Genomic DNA, 21,350 nt, shown 5'->3' with positions numbered 1-21,350 from the left:
TGATGATTATACTCTTCTGCGCTTAGGTGGTCTACAGCCATTGTGAGGAACGGGTGTTACATCTCTAATCATAGTAACATCCAAACCAGCAGCCTGCAATGCACGGATTGCAGCTTCACGGCCTGAACCGGGTCCCTTTACAAAAACTTCAATCGTCTTCAGACCATAGTCAGATGCAGCCTTTGCAGCTGTATCCGCTGCCATCTGTGCTGCATAAGGTGTGGATTTTTTGGAGCCTCTAAAGCCCAGCTGACCTGCACTTGCCCAAGAAAGCGCATTGCCAACAGCATCAGTGATTGTAACGATTGTATTGTTAAAAGTAGACTGAATGTGAGCCTGGCCACGTTCTACTTTTCTTTTGTCACGGCGTCTGCGAGTTGTCTTTTTCACAGTTTTTTTAGCCATTATTCAAACCTCCTTTGAAATCAATTATTTCTTCTTATTCGCAACGGTCTTTCTAGGACCTTTTCTGGTTCTTGCGTTTGTCTTTGTTTTTTGACCTCTTACAGGCAAGCCTTTTCTGTGGCGGATGCCTCTGTAACAGCCGATTTCAATCAGACGTTTGATATTTAAAGCAACTTCTCTTCTCAAGTCACCTTCAACTCTTTGCGTTTTGTCAATGACGTCACGAATTTTAGCTACTTCATCATCGGTTAAATCTCTTACTCTTGTATTCAGATCTACACCAGCTTCGTTCAAAATACGAACTGCACTAGGGTGACCAATGCCAAAAACATAAGTCAAACCAACTTCAACGCGTTTTTCTCTTGGTAAATCTACACCAGCAATACGTGCCATGTATATCTTGCACCTCCTATAATTTTCATCAAACTATCGTTTCGTTTAATATTCGCATAAATTAAGTTATACCCGTTGGGCATTACAAACAGAGTGAGCAGCCGTCAGCCTGCGCGCCGCCTCTGCTATTAACTGTATGCTCCTCCCAGTATATTGACGGATTTATAGACGACTCTTAAAGGTGTTCCCTTTGGATAAGTCATAAAATATATATCAGCCTTGTTTCTGTTTATGCTTTGGATTTTCACAAATGACCATTACACGACCTTTTCTTTTAATAATTCTGCATTTTTCACACATAGGTTTTACAGATGGTCTTACCTTCATTGTGATCGCTCCTTCCTTATTTCGCTCTCCAAATAATTCTGCCTTTTGTCAGATCATAGGGAGACATTTCAACTAATACTTTATCACCCGGCAAAATACGAATGAAATTCATACGCAATTTCCCGGAAATGTGTGCCAGTATCTGATGGCCATTTTCCAACTCCACCTGAAACATGGCATTTGGTAATTTTTCCAGTATGGTTCCTTCTACTTCAATTACGTCATCTTTTGACAAGCCAAGAACCTCCTTAACAGTCTGCTGCTTTTTCTTGATACAACTTTATAGCCTTTCGAATATCCGAATCCAGAATGTGTGCATTCTGCATCAATTTATCCGCCATAGCTGCGTCCACATATTTGGTGGGCTGAACATGAATGATTTTTTTACGCTTGGGCTTAGCAAGCATCCGCGTTTTCCCATCTGCCAGATATAAAAATCTGTCCTCAACAGAAAGAACCATCATTGTTAGACCCTTATCGTGTCCGTCTTTGGAATAAACGATTTGCCCAGCTTGAAATTCCAACGCAATCACCTCAATTATTTTTTGTCTATCGCGGTAACGTAAGAATCTCGGGTTCACCGTCCGTAATCAGTATGGTGTTTTCATAATGCGCCGAGTATTTGCCATCTTTGGTAACTGCAGTCCATCCGTCTTTTAATACACGAACATTGCAATCTCCAAAATTCACCATTGGTTCAATGGCTAAGGTCATTCCTTTTTGCAAACGAACACCTCTGGCCAGCGTTTTAAAATTCGGAATTTCCGGTGATTCATGCAGCTTTGTTCCGATTCCATGACCTACATAAGCGCGAACAACGGAAAACCCATTTTTTTCTACGTATTTTTCAATGGCAGAACCTATATCATTGAGATGATTGCCCTCTTTTGCAAATTTTATGCCTTCAAAAAAGCTTTCTTTTGTCACCTCAATCAATTTTTTTGCCTCCGCAGAAATTTCACCAACCGCATAAGTCCTTGCCATATCTGCATGATAGCCATTTAAAATGCAGCCCATATCAACACTTAGGATATCTCCCTCTTTTAATATGCGCTCGCCAGGAATTCCATGCACAACCTCCTCGTTTATCGAGGTGCAAAGTGTTGCGGGAAATCCACCGTAGCCTTTAAATGAAGGAACTGCTCCATGACTGCGGATATAGTCCTCTGCCAACTGATCCAGATAGGCCGTCGTCACGCCCGGTAAAACATTTTTTTCAAGCAGTGCTTCAACTTTCGCCAAAAGCTCGCCCGCTCTACGCATTTTTCCAATCTGATTTTCTGTTTTGATCGTGATAGACATATTATCTCTCCAGACCTTCTACGATCGCCTTTGTAATCTCATCAATGGGCTTTGTGCCATCCACTTCGAATAAGATGCCTTTATTTATATAAAATGCCACCAAAGGCTCGCTTTGCTCATGAAATGTCTTGATTCTTGCTAGACCCGCTTGGGTTGTATCATCTTTGCGCTGTGTTAGGGCTTCACCGCAAACATCGCAAACACCGGCAACCTTTGCAGGTAAAAACAATTTGTTATAGGTTGCACCGCACTTCGGACAAGTTTCTCTTGCTGTCAGTCTAGCCAACATTACCTCGTCAGGTGCATTAATATAAACTACTTTATCCAGAGCTACCATCTCATCAAGCTTTTCTGCTTGAACCACTGTACGAGGGAAACCATCCAAAATAAAACCGTTTTTGCAGTCATCCTTCTGGATTCTCTCTTTTACAATTGCAATGATTAATTCATCGGAAACTAACCCACCCGACGCCATAATGCTTTTCGCCTGATTTCCTAACTCAGTTCCCTTTGCAACTTCTTCTCTCAGCATATCGCCCGTGGAAATGTGGGCAATGCCATAATGCTTAACCAATCGTGCAGCCTGTGTTCCTTTTCCTGCAGCGGGCGCACCTATGAGAACCAATTTCATAAAAATCATTACCTCTTTTCTACAGATAGCCCTTCTCTTTTTAGAACTCCCCCGCCCAACCTTCGGGAAATGCCTAAGCATTTCCCATTTGGCTGAGATTATTCACTCAAAAAGCCTTTGTAGTGGCGCATGAGCAGCTGGCTTTCCAATGCTTTTACAATATCCAAAGCAACACCAACAACGATGATCAATGTTGTACCACCGAAGCCGACATTAATTTTAAATATCCATTGCAAAGCAACCGGCACCATGGCCAAAATTGCATAACAAAATGCACCAACTAAAGTGATTCTGTTTAAAACTCTTGTAATATAAGCACTTGTGGGCTGGCCCGGTCTGATACCAGGGATGAACCCACCATTTTTCTTCATATTCATTGCAATTTCGTTCGGATTCATCACGATCGAAGTATAGAAGAATGTGAAGAATACGATAAGCAGTACATATAAACATGCACCAATGGGATGCGTCATATTGAGAATCTCAATAATCTTTGTAAATGTAGCCCCTTTATTTGGAATAAAGTTTCCGATTTGCTGAGGAAACTGCAAAAGGGAAATTGCAAAGATGATTGAAATTACACCAGCAACATTTACCTTAATAGGCATTGTTGTGCTGCTTCCTCCCATCTGCTTATGGCCTGCCATTTTGGATGAGTACTGCACAGGCAGTCGTCTTTCGCCGGTATTTACACAAACGATAAACGCCAAAACAATAAGCAATACCACCAAAATTGCTGCTACCTTTGCAATACCAACTACGCCTGAGCCAGAGATTGTATAGTACATGCTGGCAATACCCTGAGGCAAGTTGGATACGATATTGATAAAGATAATTAAAGAAGAACCGTTACCAATACCGCGTGCTGTAATCTGCTCAGCCAGCCACATTACAAATGTGGATCCGCAAACCAAACATATTACGGAAGCAACATAAACCAGCGAACTATTTGACACATACATATTCTGATAGGTATATGTGAGGCCAGATCCCTGGATCAAAGCCAAAATTACGGTCAAATATCTGCTGTAGGATTGTAGCTTCTTACGCCCTTCCGGGCCTTCCTTGGAAAGCTGTTCAAACTTCGGAATCGCAATCGTTAGTAACTGCATGATAATGGATGCATTAATATAAGGACCAATACCCATTGCAAACAGTGACCAGCTCGAGTTTGCACCACCGGCAATTACACTGTAAAGTGTACCAATGCCGGTTGCTCCTCTTGCTGCAATTACACTGGCAGCATTGATACCGGGCAGTGCGATTAATGTACCCAATCTAACAATTGCAAAAATCATTAGAGTATACAAAATCTTGTTTCTAATCTCTTTCGTTCTCCAAGAATTAACGAAAATTCTAAACAATTAAATCACCTCTGCTTTTCCGCCGGCTGCTTCAATCTTATCAAGTGCAGTTTTACTAAACTGGTTCACTTTAATTGTAAGCTTTTTCTCTAACTCACCCTCACCGAGAATCTTAACTCCATCTCTAGGGTTGCTGATTAAACCAACGGCCTTTAAAGCATCGATATCAACTACCGTGTCATTTTCAAACACGTTTAACATACTAACATTGATTGCAACGATTTCTTTGCTGTTTCTGCAGGTAAAGCCTCTTTTGGGAAGTCTTCTGTATAAAGGCATCTGTCCACCTTCAAAACCGCACTTACCGCCGGAACCGGAACGCTGGCCCTGACCTTTATGGCCTCTGCCTGCTGTCTTGCCGTTGCCTGTTGCATGACCTCTACCACGTCTCCAAGCATTTTCTTTGGAGCCTTCTGCGGGTCTCAAATCGCATAAGTTCATTTTGGCACCTCCTTAAATCAAATTTCTTCAACTTTCACAAGGTGGCTAATCTGATGGATCATACCTCTGATAGCCGCATTGTCCTGCTGAACGACACTGCTGTTTGTCTTTTTCAGCCCCAAGGCCTGAACTGTTTTTTTATGTTTCGGAATTGCTCCGATTGTAGATTTCACTAATGTGATTTTTATTTCAGCCACTGTCAATTCCTCCTTAACCTAAGAGTTCTTCTACAGTTATGCCACGCAGCTTTGCAACAGCTTCGGGTGTTGTCGCTCTGGACAGACCTTCGATTGTTGCGCTAACAACGTTGCGTTTATTGTTAGAACCCAAGGATTTTGTTCTGATATTACGAATACCAGCCAATTCCAATACCGCACGCGCGGGGCCGCCGGCAATAACACCAGTACCTTCGGCAGCAGGCATCAATAATACGTTTGCGCTACCAAATTCACCTTTTACCTCATGGTAGATGCTGTCAGCATCATTTCTTGCTACATTAATGATGTTTTTCATTGCATCTTCCTTGCCTTTACGGATCGCATCAGGAATTTCAGCCGCTTTGCCCATACCGCAGCCAACGTGACCATTGCCATCGCCAACTACAACCAAAGCTGCAAATCTGAATGTACGACCACCTTTAACAACCTTTGTTACACGGTTGATAGTAACTACTTTATCTTTCAGATCTAAAGTGCTTGGATCGATTCTCTTCAACTTACTTTCCTCCTTGCCTTAGAATTGTAATCCGGCTTCTCTTGCCGCATCCGCCAAAGCTTTCACTTTACCTTGGTAAACGAAACCGCCTCTGTCGAAAACAACTTCGGTAATGCCTTTGTCAACTGCTCTTTTTGCAAGCACTTCACCAACAACAGCTGCTGCAGCAACAGTAGAAGTAAATTCAACTTTGCTTGCTACTTCAGCTTCCATGGTGGAAGCCGCAACCAATGTGTGCTGTGTAACGTCATCAATAATTTGTGCGTACATATGCTTATTGGATCTGAACACGGCCAATCTAGGTCTTTGTGCAGTTCCATTCACATGGTTGCGGATTCTGTAGTGTCTTTTCACACGAGCCGCTGCACGAGATGGCTTTCTAATCATAGTATTTCACTCCGTTTCTCAAAATTAGTCATTTTCCGATATAAATAGCTCAAGCCGTCCGGCGTTGATTATTTCTTACCGGTCTTACCAACTTTACGTCTAATCTTCTCGTCAGCGTATTTAATACCTTTGCCTTTGTAAGGTTCAGGGGGACGCTTTGTTCTGATTTCAGCTGCAAACTGTCCAACTTTTTCTTTATCAATACCCTTAACGGTAATTTTGTTTGTACCTTCAACGATTGTTTCAATACCTGCAGGATCTTCCATCTCAACAGGATGAGAATAACCTAAAGTAAGTGTTAACTTCTTGCCGGACTTTGCTGCTCTGTAACCAACACCGTTGATTTCCAAAACTTTTGCATAGCCCTGTGTTACACCAGTAACCATATTGAAGATCAAAGTTCTTGTCAAACCGTGTAATGCTTTATGCTTTTTCAGATCGCTGGGTCTTGTTACCACGATCTGACCTTCCTCCATTGCGATATGCATGTCAGGGGATAATTTTCTTTCCAGAGTACCCATAGGCCCCTTCACTGTAAACAGATTGCCTTCGCCAATTTTTACATCAACACCGGCAGGTACTGCAACAGGGAGTTTACCAATTCTTGACATGGTCTGCACCTCCTATTTTATCTAATTCATTACCAGATAAAAGCGATTACTTCGCCGCCTACGCCAGCTTTTCTCGCATCTTTATCTGTCATCAAGCCCTGGCTTGTGGAAATGATTGCAACACCCAATCCACCCAAAACCTTAGGCAGTTCTTCCTTACCTGCAAAAACTCTGAGGCCAGGCTTGGAAATTCTCTTCAAACCTGTAATAACCTTTTGGTTTTTGTCTGCGCCATATTTCAAGCTAACGCGAATTGTAGATTTTACACCATCTTCAATCACTTCATAGCCTTTTACATAACCTTCTGTTGTTAAAATGTCCGCAATTGCTTTCTTCATCTTAGAAGAAGGAACATCTACTGTATCGTGTTTTGCTGTGTTACCGTTTCTGATTCTTGTCAGCATATCTGCGATAGGGTCGCTCATTGACATTATGAATTCCTCCTTTCTGTTTACCAGCTTGCTTTCTTTACGCCGGGAATCTGACCTTTGTATGCCAATTCACGGAAGCAAATACGGCAAATTCCATATTTTTTAAGCACAGAGTGTGGTCTACCGCATATTCTGCAGCGTGTATAAGCTCTCGTGGAGAACTTTGGTGTTCTCTGTTGCTTTACGATCATAGATCTTTTAGCCATTTCTGTCCCTCCCTTTTATTTTGCGAATGGCATGCCGAATAATTTAAGCAATTCTCTTGCTTCTTCATCAGTCTTTGCTGTTGTAACAAATACGATGTCTAAACCTCTGATTTTATCAACCTTATCATATTCGATTTCGGGGAAAATCAGCTGTTCTTTGATACCCATTGTATAGTTACCTCTGCCATCAAAGCTGTTTGCCTTCACACCACGGAAGTCACGAACACGAGGAAGCGCAATGTTGATCAATCTGTCAGCAAACTCATACATTCTGCTACCTCTCAGTGTAGTCTTACAACCAATGCTTACACCTTCACGAAGCTTAAATGCTGCGATAGACTTTTTCGCCTTTGTTACAATAGGCTTCTGACCAGAAATAATGGTCATATCCTTTACTGCGCCATCCAAAACCTTTGCATTTTCTTTTGCCTCGCCAACGCCCATATTCAGGATGATTTTCTCCAGCTTGGGCACAGCCATTTTATTTTTATATGAAAATTTCTTCATCATTTCGGGAATAACTTCTGCTTCATAAAAATCTCTTAATCTGCTCATTGTTTACCTCCTTTCCAAGGATCAGTCGATAACTTCGCCTGTCTTTTTTGCAATTCTTACTTTTTTGCCGTCTTTGATCATCGCACCAAGGCGTGTTGCCTTGCCATTGTGCAGATACATAACGTTGGAAGCGTCAATATAACCTTCTCTTTTAATAATACCGCCCTGCTGATTTTTTGCATTGGGCTTTGTATGCTTAGAAACCATGTTAACGCCTTCCACAAGGACTTTATTATTCTTTATGTCAACCTTAAGAATATTGCCCTGCTTACCTTTATCCTTACCTGTAGTCACAACGACTTTATCGCCGCTTTTCAATTTCAAGTTCGCCACCTAGCACACCTCCTTATAATACTTCAGGTGCCAGAGAAAGAATCTTCATGAATTGTTTCTCTCTCAGCTCTCTGGCAACGGGTCCAAAAATACGAGTACCTCTGGGGTTTTTGTCTTCTTTAATAATAACTGCTGCATTCTCGTCAAATTTAATATAGCTGCCGTCGGCTCTGCCTATGGAGTGAACTGTTCTAACAACAACAGCCTTCACAACATCGCCCTTTTTTACAACGCCACCGGGTGTTGCATCTTTAACAGCAGCAACAATAATGTCGCCAACGCCTGCATATCTTCTTGTAGAGCCGCCCAATACTCTAATGCAAAGGAGTTCTTTTGCTCCGGAATTATCTGCTACTTTTAATCTGGTTTCCTGTTGAACCATATGAATGCCTCCTCTCCAAAAAGGATTATTTTGCTTTTTCGATGATGCTTACAAGTCTCCATCTTTTATCCTTAGACAAAGGTCTGGTTTCCATAACCTTTACGCGGTCGCCGATGCCACATTCATTGTTTTCATCATGCGCCTTGAGCTTGTAAGTTCTATTTACGATTTTCCCATACAAAGGGTGTTTTACTTTATCTTCCACAGCAACAACGATCGTCTTGTCCATCTTGTCACTGACTACTCTACCAATTCTGGTTTTACGAAGATTTCTTTCTTCCACAAAGAGTGCCTCCTTTCATAGACCTGATTATTATTCTGCTTTCCTAGCCATCTGTGTAATCACTGTCTGGATTCTTGCAATGTTCTTACGAACTTCCTTGATTCTTGCCGTATTATCCAACTGGTTCGTTGCGTTTTGGAATCTCAGGTTGAATAATTCTTTTTTAGCAGAAACAAGGTCTCTTTGTAATTCATCTGCAGTCCTACCCATCAACTCATTAACATAACCTTTTGTTTTCACTGCTGATCACCTGCCATTTCTGCCGCCTCTGCCTTGGAAACAATTTTACATTTGATAGGAAGCTTGTGAATCGCCAGTCTCAACGCTTCTCTTGCTGTTTCCTCTGCAACGCCGCCAATTTCAAACATTACTCTGCCCGGTTTAACTACTGCAACCCAGTATTCTGTCGCACCTTTACCGGAACCCATACGAGTGCCAATAGGCTTTGCGGATACGGGTTTATCGGGGAACACTTTAATCCAAACGTCACCACCACGTTTGATATATCTTGTCATGGCAATACGAGCTGCTTCAATCTGGTTTGCTGTGATCCAGCTTGGCTCCATAGCCATAATACCAAATTCACCATAAGTCACCTTATTGCCTCTGTGTGCTCTGCCCTTCATGGAGCCTCTTTGCTGCTTACGATATTTCACTCTTTTAGGCATTAACATAATTACTTAGCGCCTCCTTCCTTTTTTGCTGCTTTTACAGGAAGTACCTCACCTTTGTAGATCCAAACCTTTACACCCAGCTTACCATAGGTTGTATCAGCTTCTGCAAAGCCGTAGTCAATGTCTGCGCGCAGTGTCTGAAGGGGGATGGTACCATCGTGATAGCTTTCTGTACGAGCCATATCAGCGCCGCCCAAACGACCGCTAACGGATGTTTTAATACCTTTTGCACCAAACTTCATCGTTCTGCCCATGGACTGCTTCATCGCACGACGGAATGTCACACGATTTTCCAGCTGCAACGCGATATTTTCAGCTACAAGCTGTGCATCCAGCTCAGGCTTTTTGATTTCTTCAATATTTACAGCAACCTTTTGTGTTGTCAGTTTTTGAATTTCATTTTTCAATTCTTCAATTGCCTGACCATTCTTACCGATAACAATACCGGGTTTCGCTGTGTTTACTGTAACCTTTACTCTGCCGGCTGTTCTTTCGATGGCAATCTTAGAAATACCGGAAGTATATAATTTAGCTTTGATAAACTTTCTGATTTTAACGTCCTCTACCAGGTAGTCAGCGAATTCTTTCTCGGCATACCATTTTGTATCCCAATCTTTAATGATACCGACTCTTAATCCATGAGGATTTACTTTCTGTCCCATTTCGTACCTCCTTATCTCTCATTGAGAATGATGGAAATATGGCAGGATCTTTTCAGGATCCGATACGCTCTGCCTTGCGCTCTAGGGCGGATTCTTTTCATTGTGGGGCCCTGATCAGCACATACCTCTTCCACATACAATTTGTTTACGTCCATACCCAAGTTATTTTCTGCATTCGCCATTGCGGATTTTAAAACCTTTACAATGATTTCGGAAGCGTATCTTGGGGAATAATTTAACAATGCCGCTGCTGTAACAACATCCTTACCTTTGATCTGATCCAAAACGATCTTCGCTTTTGTGGCAGGGATGCCAACATACTTTGCAGATGCATGGGGTCTTTTTTCTTGTGTTGCAATGTTTCTTTCTTTTTTAATTTGGCTTCTATGACCTTTTGCCATGAACGAAACCTCCTTTCGTTATCAGATATTAGCGAACTCTTGATTTCTTTTCAGCGTCTTTGCCATGACCTCTGTAGCTTCTTGTCAATGCAAATTCACCAAGTTTGTGGCCTACCATATCTTCGGTAATATATACGGGTACATGTTTTCTGCCGTCGTAAACTGCGATTGTATGACCGATCATATCGGGATAAATTGTAGAACGACGAGACCATGTTTTGATTACATTCTTTTCGCCTGCTGCATTCATAGCATCAATCTTCTTTAACAGATGATCATCAGCGAAAGGGCCCTTTTTGAGTGATCTGCTCATGTTTTAATCCTCCTTGTTTCGTGTTTTTGTGTTTTAGGCCGCCACCTTCACACATTCCGATCTATTAGCCGTTTCTGCGGCGAACAATATACTTATTGGAAGCTTTATGTTTCTTTCTTGTTTTATAACCCATAGCAGGCTTGCCCCAAGGTGTCATAGGAGATGGACGACCGATGGGTGCTCTACCTTCACCACCACCGTGAGGGTGATCGTTAGGGTTCATTACGGAACCTCTTACAGTAGGTCTAATGCCCATGTGGCGTTTTCTGCCGGCTTTACCAATATGAATCAATTCATGATCAATATTGCCAACCTGGCCCATTGTTGCTCTACATTCAATAGGCAGCAATCTCATTTCACCGGAAGGAAGCTTTACTGTTGCATACTTGCCTTCTTTTGCCATCAACTGTGCAACATTACCAGCGGAACGAACCAACTGGCCACCTTTGCCGGGTTTCATTTCAATATTGTGGATGCTGGCACCAACGGGAATTTTGTTCATAGGCAATGTGTTGCCCAACTTTACTTCCGCATCAGGACCATTCATTACCTTGTCGCCAACCTGTAAGCCTACGGGAGCCAAAATATAAGATTTCTGACCGTCAGCGTAAACAATAAGTGCAATGTTCGCTGTTCTGTTAGGATCGTATTCGATTGCCTGAACTGTTGCAGGAACACCGTCTTTATTACGCTTGAAATCTATCAATCTGTATTTGATTTTGGAGCCACCGCCGTGATGACGTACTGTCAATTTACCCTGATTATTTCTACCTGAATTTTTCTTAAGGTGTACTACCAAAGATTTTTCAGGAGTTGATTTTGTAATTTCATCAAAAGCGGACACTGTCATGTGTCTTCTAGATGGTGTATATGGTTTATATCTTTTAATTGCCATCTTCTGCACTCCTTTCGAGTTTCTTTCTATCTATCTACACGTTGCCGTGTGTTTTGCTTTTCGTTTCATCTCGCCAGAAATTACATTCCCTGGAAGATTTCGATATCCTTGCTGTCAGCTGTCAATTTAACAACTGCTTTTTTGTACTTAGGTGTCGAACCAACGTGCACACCTCTTCTTTTAGGCTTGCCATCGTAATTCATTGTGTTTACTGCAGCAACCTTTGTACCAGCGAACATCTTTTCAACCGCGTCCTTCACCTGAGCCTTTGTAGCTGTAGGATGTACAATGAAAGTATATTTCTTTTCATCCAAAACAGACATACTGTTTTCTGTGATAACGGGCTTCAAGATTACGTCATAATATTTCAAATCAGCCATTATGCGTACACCTCCTCGATCTTCGCTACCGCATCCTTTGTTACAACCAAAGTGTTGTACTTCAAAAGATCATATACGTTAATTGTATTAACGGAAGCTGTTTTTACTTCAGGAATGTTTCTTGCGGAAAGCATTACATTGTTATTTGTACCGTCCATAACGATCAAAGCCTTGCCGCATTTGATGTTTTCAAGTACATTAGCCATTTCCTTTGTCTTAACTTCCGCCAAAGTCAAATTATCCATTACGATAATTTTGCCTTCTGCTGCTTTTACGGAAAGAGCGGACTGAAGCGCCAATCTCTTCACCTTTTTATTCAGCTTGAAGGAATAATCTCTGGGCTTGGGAGCGAATACAACGCCACCGCCTACCCACTGAGGGGAACGAATAGAGCCTTGTCTTGCTCTACCTGTACCTTTTTGTCTCCAAGGTTTTCTACCACCACCGCGAACTTCCGCGCGAGTCTTTGTGCTCTGTGTGCCCTGTCTCTGGTTAGCCAGATACTGAACAACTGCCAGATGCATTACATGTTCATTTGCCTCTATACCGAAAATAGCGTCGTTCAGTTCGATTGTGTCTACCTGATCGCCCTTCATGTTTAATACTGCAACATTTGCCATGTTAGTTTCCTCCTTTCGTAAAGTTTATCAAGCCTTTACGCTGTCTTTGATAACCAGAATAGAACCTTTTGCACCAGGAACTGCGCCCTTGATCAAAATTAAATTCTTTTCTGCATCAGCACGAACGATTTCAAGGTTCTGAATTGTTACATTTTCGCTGCCCATGTGACCAGGCATTCTCTTGTTCTTCTTAACACGGCTAGGTGTTGCGGAAGAACCCATGGAACCAGTAACTCTGTGAGATTTGGAACCATGAGCCATGGGGCCCCTGCTTGCGTTATATCTCTTAATTGTACTCTGGAAGCCTTTACCTTTGGAAACGCCGCTTGCATCTACCTTGTCGCCTGCAACGAATACATCAGCTTTGATTTCAGCGCCAATTTCATATGCGCTTGCATCTTCCAACTTGAATTCCTTTACATACTTCTTTGCTGTTAAACCAGCTTTGTCAAAATGACCCTGCAAAGGCTTTGTAACGTGTTTTGCTTTTGCATCCACGAAACCAACCTGAATTGCTTCATAGCCGTCGTTTTCAGCTGTTTTTTTCTGAACAACAACGCAAGGGCCCGCTTCAAGAACTGTTACCGGTATCAACGCGCCGTTTTCAGTGAAAACCTGTGTCATACCGATCTTCTTAGCTATAATAGCCTTTTTCATTCCGTGCACCTCCTAATTTTCTACAGCGGATTGCCCCCTTCGGGGTAATCATTCTAGATTCATATAAGAGCTGTTGCCGATTTTTAGCGTTTTCTTCTTATATAAACCAGTTTTGGATATTTTCTTTCTCAGAAATACGTTCGGTTCGTTGCAATCCGATCACACTTCAAAAATTATTTCATTACTTTTAATGTGATATCTACGCCAGCAGGCAAATCCAGACGGCTTAAAGCATCTGCTGTCTTTGCTGTAGGGCTGAGAATATCAATCAATCTCTTGTGCGTTCTCATCTCAAACTGCTCTCTGGAGTCTTTGTACTTGTGTACCGCTCTAATGATGGTCACAACTTCTCTCTTTGTGGGAAGAGGTATCGGGCCACTGATCTGCGCTCCTGTTTTCTTTGCTGTTTCGATGATCTGCGCTGCAGACTGGTCGATCAACTTGTGATCGTAAGCTTTGAGACTGATTCTGATTTTTGGGTTTGCCATAAAAAAAGTCCCCTCCTTTTCGTACTTTTGATTTCAGCACGACAAGTGGTGACTGCACACTTATCCGGGTGTATCCTGCAACGGCGGACACGATTAATCGCCCTATAAAAGAGCAATCTATCCCTAATATTCAGCACAGTGACCTTGTCGCCCGGTTTCTTGAACTGGACATCGCTCCGCAGAAACACCCGCAAACCTTGTTTTTTCAGGCTTTTGGCAACCTTCTGCATCAACACTCTATGTCACAACAGAATCTAGTATACACGAAAACACTTGGAATTGCAAGCTTTTCTACGTATTTTTTCGAGAAATTTCTTTGATTTTTCATAAAATTTTGCGTGATGAAACCTTGTTTTTTTGAACAAATTGCACAACATTTTTGTATATATACAATACCTCTGCATGAAAAAATAAGAAAACTACTTTAATCAATTGCAAAACAAACAAAAATTTTTCTTGCCCTTCATGTCAAATATTCAACTTTTTACTCGTTTTTACGGATAAAACCCATAAAACAATAAAACCTCAAAAGCGAGCCTTTCAGAAAGACTCGCTCGGTTTTAGATTTAATTTTTAAAGCTGTGAATCGGTGCTGGAATACGTCCGCCACGGGCAATAAAGTCCTCACAACTATAACGATTTACATGCATAATGGGTGCATGTCCCAACAAGCCGCCAAATTCAACATGACCGCCCTCTTTTCTGCCGATAACAGGAATCAGACGAACTGCCGTTGTTTTGTTATTTACCATACCAATCGCCGCTTCATCGGCAATGATGCCGGAAATCGTTGACGCAGGGGTATCTCCGGGAATGGCAATCATATCCAATCCAACGGAGCAAACACAGGTCATTGCTTCCAGTTTCTCCAAGGTCAGCGCACCCTTTTCCGCCGCTTCAATCATGCCGTGATCTTCGCTGACAGGGATAAACGCACCGCTCAACCCGCCAACATAGGAGGATGCCATAACGCCGCCTTTTTTTACGTTATCGTTTAATAAAGCCAAAGCCGCAGTTGTTCCAGGAGCACCTGGTTCTGCCAAACCCATTTCCTGGAAAATTTCAGCAATACTATCACCAACAGCAGGAGTTGGTGCCAAGGAAAGGTCAATAATACCAAAAGGTACATTTAAAATTTCAGAAGCCTCTCTTGCAATCATCTGTCCAACACGAGTAATTTTAAAAGCAGTACGTTTCACCATTTCGCAAAGGGTTTCAAAATCGGCACCACGCACTTCCTCCAATGCCTTTTTCACAACGCCGGGGCCACTTACACCAACATTAATGGCGCAATCCGCCTCACCGACGCCATGGAATGCCCCTGCCATGAAGGGGTTGTCCTCCACTGCGTTGCAGAACACAACCAGCTTTGCACAGCCGATGCATTCCGCATCCTTTGTCATTTCCGCAGTCTTTAAAATAACCTCGCCCATCTCCTTTACGGCATCCATATTGATACCGTTTCTGGAGGTTCCAATATTCACGGAGGAACAAACTCTGTCTGTGACAGCCATTGCTTCAGGAATAGATGCAATCAACTTCCTGTCGCTTTGCGTATAGCCTTTGTGCACCAAGGCAGAAAAACCGCCGATAAAATTCACGCCGACCTCTTTTGCCGCCCGATCCAAGGTTTGGGCAATGCTCACATAGGAATCCGTTTTGCACCCAGCCGCCGCAATTGCAATGGGTGTGATGGAAATTCTTTTATTTACAACGGGAACGCCGTATTTTTTTGCCAATTCATCGCCCACCTTTACCAAATCCTTGGCATAGGTGGTAATTTTGTTATAAATTTTCTCGTTAAATTTATCAACATCCGCATCAGCACAGTCCAAAAGGCTAATCCCCATTGTAATGGTTCGAACGTCTAGGTTCATATCATCAATCATGCGGTTGGTTTCTAAAATTTCATTTCTGTTAATCATTATTCAGCCCTCCTGATTAAATGCGATGCATTGCATCAAAGATTTTCGTGTGCTGAATCTTGATTTTAAGCCCCATATCGTTACCCAGGGCATCAAGCTTTTCAGAAATTACATCATAACCAAAATTCATGCTTGTAATATCCACAACCATCACCATATTAAAGTAGCCCCCAACAATTGTTTGGGAAATATCTAATATATTAATGTTGCTTTCCGCCAAAACCGTACAAACCTTAGCGGTAATTCCTACACAATCCTGTCCCAATACGGTAATCACTGCTTTTTCCATTTCCTGCATTTTCTTTTTCCTCCTTGATAATCCGAAAAACAAAAAGCACCTTTCACCTGCCTTATCTTTCGTTACATAATAAATATTTTTTATATTCAACATAAATGCAAAGCTGTGGCACAGTTTGCTTATGCTTGATATCCTTTTAATAACTGCTGATAAATGGGCTTATAAATTAGCCTCGGTCCCCTCCGCACACTTTCCATCAAAGTGATTTTTTCCACCTTAAAGCTTTTGCCTTCCATGACAACTGCCTTTTGTACGTCAGAAAAGCTTCTTTGCGGCTCAACTTCACGTCCCAAAGTAATATGGGGGCTAAGACCCTTTTTTTCCCGGGCAAAGCCTTGCCGTTCCAGGCTTTTTTCAAGCACCGAAAATAATCTTTGCAGGGAATCGCTTTTGTCCAGCCCCGCCCATAGAATGCCTCGTTCTCCTCTTCCAAAGAAACCGATTTGACCTAATTTTAAATCAAAAACCCGATGTCTCTGGGCTGCTTCAAACATGGCATCTTTCACATACTCAACATCTGACGGCTCAATCTCCCCCAAAAAATGTAGGGTAATATGAAAATTATCTTGGGGCGTATAATTCCCTCGGCGGCAATACTTTTGGGTTTCCGTCTGAATCTCAGAAAGATACTCCCTTGCCTCAGGGGATAGCTCAATAGCGATAAACGTACGCATATCGCCCCTCCTTCCTAATAAAAAAGCCCTTTGGGAATGGAGAAAACCATATGATCCCCAGCCATCCCCCCGAGAGCTTCTCGTTACTTTTCGTTTTAAATTATTTATTTACCAATGTGAAAGCCTTCTCCACAACGTTTTCAACGGTAAAGCCAAAGTCCTTAAAGAGCAGGCCTGCCGGCGCAGATGCACCAAAGCCCTCCATGGCAATGACAGCACCGTCTAAGCCAACATACTTGTGCCAGCCAAAATCGGCCGCCGCTTCCACAGCAACTCTCGTTCTGACTGCCTTGGGCATAACGCTTTCTTTGTATTCTGCACTCTGCTCCTCGAACAAATCCCAGCTAGGCATACTAATGACTCTTGCTTTTACACCTTTTTCTGCCAGAACATCATAAGCCTTGTAAATCAGCTCTACCTCGGAACCACTTGCCATCAATAAAACATCAGGGGTTCCAACACAGTCCTTCAAAATATAAGCACCCTTTAATGCATCTTTGCCCGTGCCTTCCAAAGCGGGTAAGTTCTGTCTAGAAAGAATCAAAGCCGTAGGTGTGTTTGTTTTTGTCAATGCGGTATACCAGCCAGCCGCGGTCTCCCTTGTATCGCAAGGACGGAAGGCAATATAGTTAGGCATACTGCGTAACATTGCCAAATGCTCAATGGGCTGATGGGTAGGGCCATCTTCACCAACACCAATACTGTCGTGGGTCATAATACTGATTACAGGCAAGCCCATCAAAGATTCCATACGAAGCCCAGCCTTCATATAATCCGCAAATACAAAGAAACCTGCCACATAAGGACGCAAACCGCCATGTACCGCTATGCCGTTTGCCATAGCAGTCATTGCAAACTCACGAATGCCAAAGTGTACATTGGAGCCCGTAGGGTTTTCCTTGCTGTAATATTCTCTATCTTTCATAACGGACTTATTGGAGGGTGCCAAATCGGCAGAACCGCCGAACAGGTTGGGCACAGCCTTGGCAACTTTTTGCAATACCTTTTCGGAGGCCGCACGGGTTGCGATATCCCCTTCGTTTTTCCAGAAGTCCTCATCATTTAACAAATCAACTGCCAATTCGTCAGTATGCCAAGCGGCATATTCCTTTGCCAGCTCCGGATTCTTTTCCCCATAAGCTTTGAACATTTCGTTCCAAGCTGCTTCTGCTTTTTCTCCGTTAGCGATGATTTCAGCCATATGCGCCTTTACTTCTTCAGGAACGAAGAATTCCTCGGCATATGTCCAGCTTAAATTTCCCTTTGCTAAACCAATTTCATCTGCACCAAGGGGTTCGCCATGGGCAGAAGCCTTGCCCTGCTTATTGGGTGCGCCGTAACCAATCTGGGTATTTACCTTTACCAAGGCAGGCTTGTCCGTAGCCTTTGCCTTTTCAATGGTTGCCAAAATAGTATCCGCATCATTGCCATCCACCACTTCAAATACATCCCAACCGTAAGCAATAAAACGTGCTTTTACATCTTCTGTAAATGCTACGTCTGTGCTGCCTTCGATGGTAATTTTATTGCAGTCATACAATAAAACCAATTTAGAAAGACCCATTGTTCCTGCTAAAGAAGCCGCCTCAGAAGCAACGCCCTCCTGCAAGCAACCATCGCCGCAAAGAGCAAAGGTATAGTGGTCTACCACTTTAAATTCGGGAGTGTTAAATTTTGCCGCCAAATGGCTTTCCGCCAAAGCCATACCCACTGCATTTGCAATTCCCTGTCCCAAAGGTCCTGTGGTGGTTTCCACACCAAGGGTATGCTTATATTCAGGGTGACCAGGGGTCAAAGAATTTCTCTGACGGAAGTTTTTCAAATCTTCAATGGTCAAGCCAAAGCCGAATAAGTGCAGTAAGGAGTATAACAACGCAGAGCCATGTCCTGCGGAAAGAACGAAACGATCCCGATCGTCCCATGCAGGATTTTTGGGGTTCATCTTCATCCCCTTTGCCCATAGGGTATACGCCATAGGTGCCGCACCCAAAGGTAAGCCGGGATGTCCACTGTTTGCTTTTTGAATTGCTTCTGCGGAAAGAAACCGCAGGGTGTTAATCGCTAATTGATCCATAGGGTTCATGTTTTTACCTCCAAAAACAATAGTAACAGCTGTGTCTGATTATTTTTTAGGTACAGTTTCCCAATCTTTCAAGAAACGTTCAATACCAAGGTCAGTCAAAGGATGCTTTGCCATCTGAATTAATACGTTGTATGGAATGGTTGCAATATGGCAGCCAACTCTTGCCGCATCAATGACATGCAAAGGATTTCGGATACTAGCCGCAATAATTTCTGTCTGGATTCCATGTACATCGAAAATTTCAACGATTTCTTCGATTAAAGTCATACCTACCGCACCGATATCGTCCACTCTGCCTAAGAAGGGGCTAACATAAGTTGCGCCTGCTCTTGCAGCCATCAATGCCTGTGTAGCGGAAAAAACCAATGTTACATTTGTTTTGATGCCCTCAGCCGTCAAAATTTTCACTGCCTTTAAGCCTTCCAAAGTCATAGGAATTTTAATTACAATATTTTTATGGATTTTCACCAGTTCTCTGGCTTCTGTTACCATGCCTTCATGCTCTAGGCTGATGACCTCTGCACTGATTGGGCCATCTACGATTGTTGTAATTTCTTTTACCACCTCAACAAAATCCCTGCCTTCTTTTGCAATCAGGGAAGGGTTTGTTGTAACGCCGCAAATAACGCCTAAATCGTTTGCCTCTCTGATGTGTTCCACATTCGCTGTGTCGATGAACATTTTCATGGTATTATCTCCTTTTTTATGCTTTTTAGATTCCTTTTTTGTTCAGCTTTGTTATTTAAGCTGAAAACTCGAAAAACGCATTTTGGCTTCTTTGGGTGCGTTTCTTATACATTGTAATCCATCCAACCAACAAAATCAACGGCTTTCCGCTTTACAACGGCACTTTCTCAAAGGCAAGCAAAGGCTTTGCCCAAAGGTGGGCTTTTCTTGTCATTTCTGCATAACAGAAAAGGCAGCGTTTTAAAAAGTATTACTCAATCTTCCTAATGAATTTAAATTTTTATAATAAATATCCTTTTACAAATTCCTTAATTTTATCCCTTTCGCACACATTTTTGTGTAAAATCGGTCTATGTTCAATGCCTTGGATTGGTTCAGGGATAGAAACGCCGCTTGTTTTTTCCAAAACATGCATCAACGCAAATGGATCATCCTTGGCATATTTTTCATCTAAGGCCATCATAACGTCCTTTGTAAACTTGTAAGGGCTTGCAGTAGAAACAATTACCATTGGTCTGGTGTCATTGCTCGCTACTTTATATTTTTGATAAGCGGCATAAGCAACTGCCGTATGGGTATCCATAACATAGCCTGTTTCTTCATAGAAGCCTTTAATTGCTCCGTAAGTTTCATTTTCCGTAGCAAATTCACCGCTGATTTTCTTTTCTGTAATGGTAACGGAATACTTCCCATCCTTGCTCAGCCTTGCCATATCCTCTTTTGTAGTGTTCTGCCCTGCCATGTGGCTAAGCAAACGCTCCAGATTGCTGGAAATCAAAATATCCATGGAAGGGGAAACCGTTACATGGAACTCTCTGTTTCTGTCGTAGGTACCCGTACGGAAGAAATCATACAACACCTTATTATCATTGGAGGCACAAACAAAATGACCAACGGGAAGCCCCATTTTCATTGCGTACCAGCCTGCCAAAATATCTCCAAAATTCCCTGTGGGTACTGTAAAGTTTATTTCCTCTCCCATATTTAAAGCCCCCTGCTTAACCCCTTCCAGATAAGCGTGGAAGTAATAAACAATCTGAGGAACCAATCGTCCGATATTGATGGAGTTTGCTGAGGAAAATAAGTATCCTTTCTCTTCCAATTCTTCCCCCAAAGCCTTGTCCGTAAAGATGCTTTTTACTGCACTTTGGGCATCGTCAAAATTGCCCAAAATTCCAACAACACAAGTATTTTCGCCCTCCTGAGTGGTCATTTGCAATTTCTGCACAGGGCTTACGCCATCCTCTGGGAAAAATACGATAATCTTCGTTCCTTCCACCCCAGAAAAGCCCTCCAGAGCCGCTTTTCCTGTATCTCCTGAGGTTGCGGTTAAAATAACGATTTCCTTGTCTATTCCTTCTCTTTTTGCCGCTGTTTTCATAAAATAGGGTAAAATGGATAACGCCATATCTTTAAATGCCAAGGTTCTTCCGTGAAATAATTCCAAAAAGAAAGCATCCCCCTTTTGAACCACAGGCGCAATTTCCTTTGTATCAAATTTTTCATCATATGCGCCGTTGATACAAGCCTTAAGCTCGTCCTCTGTAAAATCCAAAAACAGACTTAAAACCTCATATGCCAGCTCTTGATAACTAAGCTTGCTTAATTCCTCCAAGGATTTTCCCATGGCGGGAATTACTTCCGGTATATAAAGCCCCCCATCGGGACAAATCCCTCTCAAGATTGCCTGTGAAGCCGTTGCCCGAATGGACTGATCCCTTGTTCCGATATATGTCAAATTAGCCATGACCTTCTCCTTCTTTCTTATGCTTCAATTTACGATAGTTCTATTTTACAAATTTTTCACCATTTGTCAACCTCAATTATA

At 42.4% G+C, this 21,350-nt stretch carries 35 protein-coding genes; all 35 read right to left on the bottom strand.

Features of this window, described 5'->3' with window-relative positions:
- Positions 1-6: 6 nt before the first annotated feature.
- Positions 7-405, bottom strand: a complete 399-nt coding sequence (rpsK, locus tag CLNEO_RS11495; RefSeq protein WP_066089029.1) for a 30S ribosomal protein S11 — start codon at positions 403-405, stop codon at positions 7-9.
- A gap of 24 nt (positions 406-429) precedes the next feature.
- Entirely contained in the window at positions 430-798 is a 369-nt protein-coding gene (rpsM, locus tag CLNEO_RS11490; RefSeq protein ID WP_066089026.1) for a 30S ribosomal protein S13, read from the bottom strand.
- A 213-nt stretch (positions 799-1,011) separates the two neighbouring features.
- Positions 1,012-1,125, bottom strand: coding sequence for a 50S ribosomal protein L36 (rpmJ, locus tag CLNEO_RS11485; RefSeq protein ID WP_004034721.1), 114 nt, complete (start codon positions 1,123-1,125; stop codon positions 1,012-1,014).
- Positions 1,126-1,141: 16 nt separating this feature from the next.
- A complete protein-coding gene (gene infA, locus CLNEO_RS11480) occupies positions 1,142-1,360 on the bottom strand; it encodes a translation initiation factor IF-1 (RefSeq protein ID WP_066089022.1) in 219 nt (72 codons plus the stop codon).
- A gap of 13 nt (positions 1,361-1,373) precedes the next feature.
- On the bottom strand, positions 1,374-1,649 hold the full coding sequence (locus CLNEO_RS11475) for a KOW domain-containing RNA-binding protein (protein ID WP_083531989.1): 276 nt from the start codon (positions 1,647-1,649) through the stop codon (positions 1,374-1,376).
- Positions 1,650-1,674: 25 nt separating this feature from the next.
- The gene (map, locus tag CLNEO_RS11470) at positions 1,675-2,427 is read right to left on the bottom strand and encodes a type I methionyl aminopeptidase (protein ID WP_066089019.1); all 753 of its coding nucleotides are present in this window, start codon (positions 2,425-2,427) and stop codon (positions 1,675-1,677) included.
- 1 nt (position 2,428) lies between these two features.
- Complete coding sequence (locus CLNEO_RS11465; RefSeq protein ID WP_066089016.1) at positions 2,429-3,058, bottom strand: adenylate kinase; 630 nt, start codon at positions 3,056-3,058, stop codon at positions 2,429-2,431.
- Between the two features lie 98 nt (positions 3,059-3,156).
- Positions 3,157-4,422: a preprotein translocase subunit SecY gene (gene secY / locus CLNEO_RS11460; RefSeq protein WP_066089013.1), complete on the bottom strand. Its 1,266-nt coding sequence runs from the start codon at positions 4,420-4,422 to the stop codon at positions 3,157-3,159.
- Positions 4,423-4,863, bottom strand: coding sequence for a 50S ribosomal protein L15 (gene rplO, locus CLNEO_RS11455; RefSeq protein ID WP_066089010.1), 441 nt, complete (start codon positions 4,861-4,863; stop codon positions 4,423-4,425).
- Between the two features lie 17 nt (positions 4,864-4,880).
- A complete protein-coding gene (rpmD, locus tag CLNEO_RS11450; RefSeq protein WP_066089007.1) occupies positions 4,881-5,060 on the bottom strand; it encodes a 50S ribosomal protein L30 in 180 nt (59 codons plus the stop codon).
- Positions 5,061-5,073: 13 nt separating this feature from the next.
- A complete protein-coding gene (rpsE, locus tag CLNEO_RS11445; protein ID WP_066089004.1) occupies positions 5,074-5,577 on the bottom strand; it encodes a 30S ribosomal protein S5 in 504 nt (167 codons plus the stop codon).
- Between the two features lie 18 nt (positions 5,578-5,595).
- Positions 5,596-5,964 carry a 50S ribosomal protein L18 gene (rplR, locus tag CLNEO_RS11440; RefSeq protein WP_066089001.1) on the bottom strand — a complete coding sequence of 123 codons (369 nt, stop codon included), beginning with the start codon at positions 5,962-5,964 and terminating at the stop codon, positions 5,596-5,598.
- Between the two features lie 68 nt (positions 5,965-6,032).
- A complete protein-coding gene (gene rplF / locus CLNEO_RS11435; protein WP_066088998.1) occupies positions 6,033-6,575 on the bottom strand; it encodes a 50S ribosomal protein L6 in 543 nt (180 codons plus the stop codon).
- Positions 6,576-6,604: 29 nt separating this feature from the next.
- Positions 6,605-7,006, bottom strand: a complete 402-nt coding sequence (gene rpsH / locus CLNEO_RS11430) for a 30S ribosomal protein S8 (protein ID WP_066088995.1) — start codon at positions 7,004-7,006, stop codon at positions 6,605-6,607.
- A 20-nt stretch (positions 7,007-7,026) separates the two neighbouring features.
- Entirely contained in the window at positions 7,027-7,212 is a 186-nt protein-coding gene (locus CLNEO_RS11425) for a type Z 30S ribosomal protein S14 (RefSeq protein WP_066088992.1), read from the bottom strand.
- Between the two features lie 15 nt (positions 7,213-7,227).
- Entirely contained in the window at positions 7,228-7,767 is a 540-nt protein-coding gene (gene rplE, locus CLNEO_RS11420) for a 50S ribosomal protein L5 (protein WP_066088989.1), read from the bottom strand.
- A gap of 21 nt (positions 7,768-7,788) precedes the next feature.
- Complete coding sequence (gene rplX / locus CLNEO_RS11415) at positions 7,789-8,100, bottom strand: 50S ribosomal protein L24 (RefSeq protein ID WP_066088986.1); 312 nt, start codon at positions 8,098-8,100, stop codon at positions 7,789-7,791.
- Positions 8,101-8,113: 13 nt separating this feature from the next.
- Positions 8,114-8,482: a 50S ribosomal protein L14 gene (gene rplN / locus CLNEO_RS11410; protein WP_066088983.1), complete on the bottom strand. Its 369-nt coding sequence runs from the start codon at positions 8,480-8,482 to the stop codon at positions 8,114-8,116.
- 25 nt (positions 8,483-8,507) lie between these two features.
- Complete coding sequence (gene rpsQ / locus CLNEO_RS11405; RefSeq protein WP_022253568.1) at positions 8,508-8,765, bottom strand: 30S ribosomal protein S17; 258 nt, start codon at positions 8,763-8,765, stop codon at positions 8,508-8,510.
- A 30-nt stretch (positions 8,766-8,795) separates the two neighbouring features.
- Entirely contained in the window at positions 8,796-9,005 is a 210-nt protein-coding gene (rpmC, locus tag CLNEO_RS11400) for a 50S ribosomal protein L29 (RefSeq protein ID WP_066088980.1), read from the bottom strand.
- Entirely contained in the window at positions 9,002-9,439 is a 438-nt protein-coding gene (gene rplP / locus CLNEO_RS11395; protein WP_066088976.1) for a 50S ribosomal protein L16, read from the bottom strand. The genes rpmC and rplP overlap by 4 nt, the downstream gene beginning before the upstream one ends.
- Positions 9,440-9,441: 2 nt before the next feature.
- Entirely contained in the window at positions 9,442-10,101 is a 660-nt protein-coding gene (rpsC, locus tag CLNEO_RS11390) for a 30S ribosomal protein S3 (protein WP_066088973.1), read from the bottom strand.
- A gap of 11 nt (positions 10,102-10,112) precedes the next feature.
- Positions 10,113-10,502, bottom strand: coding sequence for a 50S ribosomal protein L22 (gene rplV / locus CLNEO_RS11385; RefSeq protein ID WP_066088970.1), 390 nt, complete (start codon positions 10,500-10,502; stop codon positions 10,113-10,115).
- 28 nt (positions 10,503-10,530) lie between these two features.
- The gene (gene rpsS, locus CLNEO_RS11380) at positions 10,531-10,815 is read right to left on the bottom strand and encodes a 30S ribosomal protein S19 (RefSeq protein WP_066088966.1); all 285 of its coding nucleotides are present in this window, start codon (positions 10,813-10,815) and stop codon (positions 10,531-10,533) included.
- A 64-nt stretch (positions 10,816-10,879) separates the two neighbouring features.
- Entirely contained in the window at positions 10,880-11,710 is an 831-nt protein-coding gene (gene rplB, locus CLNEO_RS11375; protein WP_066088963.1) for a 50S ribosomal protein L2, read from the bottom strand.
- Between the two features lie 80 nt (positions 11,711-11,790).
- Positions 11,791-12,090, bottom strand: a complete 300-nt coding sequence (rplW, locus tag CLNEO_RS11370; protein WP_066088960.1) for a 50S ribosomal protein L23 — start codon at positions 12,088-12,090, stop codon at positions 11,791-11,793.
- On the bottom strand, positions 12,090-12,710 hold the full coding sequence (gene rplD / locus CLNEO_RS11365) for a 50S ribosomal protein L4 (RefSeq protein ID WP_066088957.1): 621 nt from the start codon (positions 12,708-12,710) through the stop codon (positions 12,090-12,092). Before rplD ends, rplW begins: the two co-directional genes overlap by 1 nt.
- Positions 12,711-12,737: 27 nt before the next feature.
- The gene (gene rplC / locus CLNEO_RS11360) at positions 12,738-13,367 is read right to left on the bottom strand and encodes a 50S ribosomal protein L3 (protein WP_066088955.1); all 630 of its coding nucleotides are present in this window, start codon (positions 13,365-13,367) and stop codon (positions 12,738-12,740) included.
- Between the two features lie 173 nt (positions 13,368-13,540).
- Positions 13,541-13,855, bottom strand: coding sequence for a 30S ribosomal protein S10 (rpsJ, locus tag CLNEO_RS11355; protein ID WP_066088951.1), 315 nt, complete (start codon positions 13,853-13,855; stop codon positions 13,541-13,543).
- 566 nt (positions 13,856-14,421) lie between these two features.
- Positions 14,422-15,780 carry a PFL family protein gene (locus CLNEO_RS11350; protein WP_066088948.1) on the bottom strand — a complete coding sequence of 453 codons (1,359 nt, stop codon included), beginning with the start codon at positions 15,778-15,780 and terminating at the stop codon, positions 14,422-14,424.
- Positions 15,781-15,796: 16 nt separating this feature from the next.
- Positions 15,797-16,069 (bottom strand): ACT domain-containing protein, encoded by a 273-nt coding sequence (locus CLNEO_RS11345; RefSeq protein WP_066089265.1) that lies wholly within the window; start codon positions 16,067-16,069, stop codon positions 15,797-15,799.
- A gap of 128 nt (positions 16,070-16,197) precedes the next feature.
- The gene (gene thpR, locus CLNEO_RS11340) at positions 16,198-16,752 is read right to left on the bottom strand and encodes an RNA 2',3'-cyclic phosphodiesterase (RefSeq protein ID WP_066088943.1); all 555 of its coding nucleotides are present in this window, start codon (positions 16,750-16,752) and stop codon (positions 16,198-16,200) included.
- Positions 16,753-16,852: 100 nt separating this feature from the next.
- Entirely contained in the window at positions 16,853-18,835 is a 1,983-nt protein-coding gene (tkt, locus tag CLNEO_RS11335) for a transketolase (RefSeq protein ID WP_066088939.1), read from the bottom strand.
- Between the two features lie 39 nt (positions 18,836-18,874).
- A complete protein-coding gene (fsa, locus tag CLNEO_RS11330; RefSeq protein WP_066088936.1) occupies positions 18,875-19,522 on the bottom strand; it encodes a fructose-6-phosphate aldolase in 648 nt (215 codons plus the stop codon).
- Positions 19,523-19,802: 280 nt separating this feature from the next.
- Positions 19,803-21,269 (bottom strand): threonine synthase, encoded by a 1,467-nt coding sequence (gene thrC, locus CLNEO_RS11325; RefSeq protein ID WP_066088933.1) that lies wholly within the window; start codon positions 21,267-21,269, stop codon positions 19,803-19,805.
- Positions 21,270-21,350: the final 81 nt, after the last annotated feature.

It is taken from the genome of Anaerotignum neopropionicum, from assembly GCF_001571775.1.
Lineage (GTDB): Bacteria > Bacillota > Clostridia > Lachnospirales > Anaerotignaceae > Chakrabartyella > Chakrabartyella neopropionicum.
This window is presented reverse-complemented; position numbering and strand designations above follow the sequence as displayed.